Raw genomic sequence first — 4965 nt, 5'->3', positions numbered from 1 at the left:
GCGGGCTCGGGGCGCGCGCCCGGCCGCGCCGGCCGCGGTCCGCTGGGCCGAGGTGGTGCGGGCGGTGGTGCTCTGGGCTTCGGTCTTGGTCACGGAAGCGATCCTGTCCGAGCCCGGTCTGATGATCGATCACCCCCACTGCCGTCTTCGGGGTGGTGCTGGGTACACCCCCGCCGGGGCGGGGGCGCCGGGTGGCCCGGGCGTTCAGTAGGCGGCGGTGAAACGCGCCCGGCGGTGGAGAGGCTGCTCGGCCTCGTCGAGGAGCGCGACGGCGAGGTCCTCCATGGAGATCGCCGAGTTGCCCTCGGTGTCGACCAGCAGGTCGTCGTGGCCGATCCGGAACCGGCCGGTGCGCGCGCCGGGCTCCAGCACCGCGGCAGGGCTCAGGTACGTCCAGTCGACGTCCGGGCCGGCAGCGCGGTAGAGGTCGAGCTGCTCGTTGCAGGCCAGGGCGATCGGCCGGATCTCCTCGGGGAAGCCGGGGCTGTCGACCAGGGTGGTCCCGCCGCCGCCCGGGACGAGGAGACTGCCCGCGCCGCCGACGGCCAGCAGCCGCACGCCGGTGCCGGCGACCCCGGCGAGCAGGCCCTTGGTGGCGATGGCCAGCTCGTGCTCGCTGCCGGGCACCGGACGGGTGGCGGTGACCACCACGTCCTGTCCGGGCGCGATCCGGGCGACGTCCTCGGGGTTGCGGGCATCGCCGACGACCAGGGTGACGGCGGACGGCAGGCCGTGCGGCTTCGCCGGGTCCCGTACGACGGCGGTGACCTGGTGGCCGCGGGCCAGGGCCTCGGCCACGACCCGGCTGCCGACGTTGCCGGTGGCGCCGAACACGGTGATGCGCATGGGGTACTCCCTGAAAGTGGTGGGAACGGTCGTGGGACGGGGTCAGGCGTTCTCGCGGACGGACCGCGGGTCGGTCGTCGGTTCGGTCCCGGGTGCCGAACGCGGTGCGGTGCGCGGCCGTTGGGTCTGGGCGGCGAGCAGCGAGCCGAGCACGACCAGCGCTCCGAACGCCTGGAGCGGGCTGAGGTCCTGGCCGAGCGCCAGCCAGCCGAGCAGGGTGGCGACCACCGGGCTGAGCAGGGCGAGGAAGGAGACCGAGGTCGGCGGCAGCTCCCGCAGGCCCCGGAACCAGAGCGCGTAGGTGACGGCCGCGCCGATCAGGCAGAGGTAGGCGTAGCCGAGCACGTTGGCGAGGGTGTAGTGGGAGGGCGGCGCACCCTCGGTGAGCAGCGTGACCGGCACCAGCAGCAGTCCGCCGGCGGTCAGCTGCCAGCCGGTGGTGGCGAGCATCGGCGCGGGGGAGACCCAGCGCTTGGAGAGGACGATGCCGGCGGCCATCACCACGGCGCCGCCGAGTGCGGCGACCACTCCGATCGTGTCCGGTTCGGCGTCGGCCCGCAGCACCAGCAGGCTGACGCCCGCGATGCCCGCGATGCCGGACAGCACGGTGCGCAGGGTGAGCCGGTCGCCGAGGACCAGGGCTGAGAGCCCGGCGGTGATCAGCGGCTGGACGGCGCCGACGGTGGCCGCGATGCCGCCGGGCAGGCGGTAGGCGGCGATGAAGAGCAGGGCCTGGAACACCCCGATGTTGAGTGCGCCGAGGACCAGTGAGCGCCACCACCAACTGCCCTGCGGCAGGCGGCGGGTGAGGGCGATCAGGAGCAGCCCTGCGGGCAGGCAGCGGAGGACGGCGGCGAGCAGCGGGCGGCCGGGCGGCAGGAGTTCGGTGGTGGCCAGGTAGGTCGTGCCCCAGACCGCCGGGGCGAGGGCCGTCACCAGGACGAGGGCGAGCCGATTTCTTAGCACTAAGGCAATCTATCTCAGCACTAAGGCATTCTTCACCGCGCCGGACGAGTGAGATGGCTCACGGTTACCTCACCGCTAAGGAATCCGGTCGGGATCGCTACCCTGAACCCGTGGCAGATCATGTGGACCGCGTCGTCGCGCAATGGGGTGCCGAGCGCCCCGACCTGGACGTCTCCCCGATGGAGGTGTTCGGCCGGCTCAAGCGCCTCTACCGGCTGGTGGACGCGGCGCTCAACCGCACCTTCGCCGAGCACGGGCTGGACGCCGCCTCGTTCGACGTCCTCGCCACCCTCAGGCGCAGCGGTCCGCCCTACCGCCTCACCCCCACCGGCCTGATGCAGTCCGCGATGGTCACCTCCGGTGCCATCACCCAGCGCCTGGACCGGCTGGAGGCCCGCGGTCTGGTCACCCGCACCCGCAGCGACCAGGACGGCCGCAGCCGCGAGGTCGCCCTCACCCCCGAGGGCCACGCCCTGATCGAGCGGGCGCTGCCCGACCACCTCGCCACCGAGCACCGCATGCTGGCGGGCCTCGACGAGGCGCAGCGGACCGCGCTCGTCGAGGCGATGCGCTCCCTGCTGGCGGACCTCGGGGAGTAGTCGGGCCCGCATCCGCCCCGTGTCCGGCCGGGAAGCGGCTCCTGCGGACTCGGTCGTGACCCCCGTCCACGACCCCGCCCGCGGGCTCCGCCCCGGCCGGTGCCCGTCCCGGACCGGTTCGCGCTACGGCCTGACCGCCACCGCCTTGAAGAACGTGTAGTGGAACGTTCCGCCCGGTTCCGCCGCGCGGCGCAGCTCCGCGATGCCCCGGTCGAACGCCTCCGGGGTGGTCAGCCCGGCGGCCAGCGCCTCCGCCCGGACGGACTCGACCATGGCGACGAAGGTCCGCCGGGTGAAGCCCTCCACCAGGGCCGGCCGGGCGTCGTCCGCGGAGACCGTGCGCGGGCGGACCGACACCCGCGCGAAGCCGGCCGCGGTCAGCAGCGGGTGGAGGCGGCGGCCGAGCAGGCCGTCGCCGCCCGCCCGGGCCTGCAGTCGGACCAGGTGGTCGATGGTGCGGCGGGCCGCCGGGCTCTCCGGGTGGAAGAACGCCGAGCCGTGGTCGCCCTCGATCACCGTGATCGTTCCGCCCGGCCGCAGCACCCGGCGCAGCGCCTCCAGCCCGGCCGTCGGGTCCGGCAGGTGCTCCAGTACGAAGCACAGGAAGACGTGGTCGAACGAGCCGTCCGGGAACGGCAGCCGGTGCAGGTCGCCGTGGTGCCAGGTGACGTCCGCGGCGGGCGCCTGCGCGGCCACCCGGGCCCGGGCCTGCGCCAGCGACTGTGCCGAGAGGTCCGCCGCCGTCAGCCGCACGCCCGGGCTGGCGGCCAGCAGGTGCACGGTCTGCGCGCCCACCCCGCAGCCGGCCTCCAGCACCCGGCTGCCCGCCGGGTACGCCGTGCCCGCGTGCAGCAGTTCGGCGAGGGTGTCGGCCTGGTCGCCGAGGCGCTGGGCCTCGTTCTCCGAGTAGCCGTGGACGTAGTCGTGGTGGTGCCCAGGTGCTGCCGCATCCGCGGGCGCCGTCGTCTCCGTGGTCATGGCCCCACCCTCGCCGCCACTATGGTCCGGTGAACAGGTCCAAAGCCGATGCATCCGACCGGTCCAAAGAGACCGGCGCCGACTTCCTCCAGCTCGACACCGCCGACGCCCCGTCCGGCGGCCTCACCGACTGGCTCGCCCGCCGACTGCGCGAGGCGGTCGCCGACGGGCGGCTCCCGGTCGGCAGCCGGCTGCCCGCCAGCCGGGTGCTGGCGGCCGAACTCGGGGTCTCCCGCGGGGTGGTGACCGACGCCTACCAGCGCCTCGCCGAGGAGGGACAGGTCGCCGGCCGCGGGCGGGGCGGCACGGTCGTGGTCGCGGCCCCTGCCGTACCGGGAGAGGCGCCCGTGACGGAACCGCCCCGCCCGGCACCCGCCCTGTTCCGGGACGATCCCGAACCCGAGGTCTTCGACCTGCTGCGCGGTACCCCTGCCCGGATCGACCTCACCCCCGGCGTGCCCGACCTCGCGGCCTTCCCCCGCGCCGCCTGGCTGCGCGCCGAACGGGCCGTCCTCGACGGCCTCGCCGCATCCGACCTCGGCTACGGCGACGTGCGCGGCACCCCGGCCCTGCGCCGGGCCGTCGCCCACTGGCTGGCCCGCAACCGGGGCATCCGCGCCGACCCGGACGAGGTGCTGATCGTCGCCGGCACGGCCCAGGCCCTGGCCCTGCTCGGCCGTGCCCTCGGCCGGGCGGGAATCAACGAGGTCGCGGTCGAGGACCCGGGCTCACTCGGCGCCCGGCAGCACCTCGCCCACTGGCTCGCCGCCACCCCGCCCGTCCCGGTCGACGGCGAGGGCGTCCGGGTCGACGCGCTGCGCGCCACCGGTGCCCCGGCCGTCCTGCTCACCCCCGCCCACCAGTATCCGACCGGCGTCGTCCTCGGCGGCGACCGACGGCGTGAGCTGCTGCGCTGGGCGGGCGAGGGCGGCCTGGTCATCGAGGACGACTACGACGCCGAGCACCGCTACGACCGCCCGCCCGTCCCGGCCCTGCGGGCCGCCCTGCCGGACCGGGTCTGTTACGCGGGCAGCATCTCCAAGCTGCTCGCCCCGGCGCTGCGCACCGGCTGGCTGCTGGTCCCGGCCCGGCTGCGGGACGCCGTCCTGGACGCCAAGCGTTTCGCCGACCTCGGCAACCCGGTGCTGCCCCAGCTGGTCCTCGCCCGGCTGATGGAGTCCGGCGACCTCGACCGCCACCTGCGGCTGCTGCGCCGCCGGCACCGCCGCCGCCGGGACGCCATGATCACCGCCATCCGCACCCACCTGCCGGGAGCCACCGTGCACGGCGCGGCGGCGGGCCTCCACCTCATGCTGACGCTGCCGGAGGAACCCGGCCGCACCGACACCGAGTTGGCCGCCGCCGCACTGGCCGAGGGGGTCAAGGTGCAGCCGTTGTCCTGGCACGCCCGGCTCCCGTACCGGCCCGGGCTGGTCCTCGGCTACGCGGCGGGCTCGGTGGCCGAGATCGCCGAGGGCCTGGCCGTCCTGGGCCGCCTGGTCCGCCGTTCGCCCTGAGGCGTGTGCCGGGTCCAGCCGGCGCGCCTCGCCGGTGGCGGGTGCCGGGCCCGCGCGTC

At 75.6% G+C, this 4965-nt stretch carries 5 protein-coding genes; 2 read left to right on the top strand and 3 right to left on the bottom strand.

The genetic code is table 11. The features are described from left to right. Positions 1–204: 204 nt before the first annotated feature. Both KS423_RS38315 and KS423_RS38310 read right to left on the bottom strand, forming a co-directional pair. Positions 205–846 carry an NAD(P)-dependent oxidoreductase gene (locus tag KS423_RS38315; protein WP_224284354.1) on the bottom strand — a complete coding sequence of 214 codons (642 nt, stop codon included), beginning with the start codon at positions 844–846 and terminating at the stop codon, positions 205–207. A gap of 42 nt (positions 847–888) precedes the next feature. Then, positions 889–1812, bottom strand: a complete 924-nt coding sequence (locus KS423_RS38310) for an EamA family transporter (protein ID WP_224284353.1) — start codon at positions 1810–1812, stop codon at positions 889–891. 110 nt (positions 1813–1922) lie between these two features. On the opposite strand from KS423_RS38310, the gene KS423_RS38305 reads away from it, so the two are divergent. Then, positions 1923–2411 (top strand): MarR family winged helix-turn-helix transcriptional regulator, encoded by a 489-nt coding sequence (locus tag KS423_RS38305; protein WP_224284352.1) that lies wholly within the window; start codon positions 1923–1925, stop codon positions 2409–2411. A 123-nt stretch (positions 2412–2534) separates the two neighbouring features. Here KS423_RS38305 and KS423_RS38300 read toward each other — a convergent pair whose 3' ends face one another. Beyond that, the gene (locus KS423_RS38300; protein WP_224284351.1) at positions 2535–3389 is read right to left on the bottom strand and encodes a methyltransferase domain-containing protein; all 855 of its coding nucleotides are present in this window, start codon (positions 3387–3389) and stop codon (positions 2535–2537) included. A gap of 29 nt (positions 3390–3418) precedes the next feature. Between KS423_RS38300 and KS423_RS38295 the strand changes: the two genes are divergently transcribed. Continuing rightward, positions 3419–4906, top strand: coding sequence for a PLP-dependent aminotransferase family protein (locus KS423_RS38295; protein ID WP_224284350.1), 1488 nt, complete (start codon positions 3419–3421; stop codon positions 4904–4906). Positions 4907–4965 lie beyond the last annotated feature (59 nt).

The sequence above is a fragment of the Streptomyces sp. LS1784 genome, from assembly GCF_020103755.1.
Taxonomy (GTDB): Bacteria; Actinomycetota; Actinomycetes; order Streptomycetales; family Streptomycetaceae; genus Kitasatospora.
The sequence above is the reverse complement of the archived record's forward strand: the minus strand, read 5'-3'. Positions and strand labels throughout refer to the sequence as shown.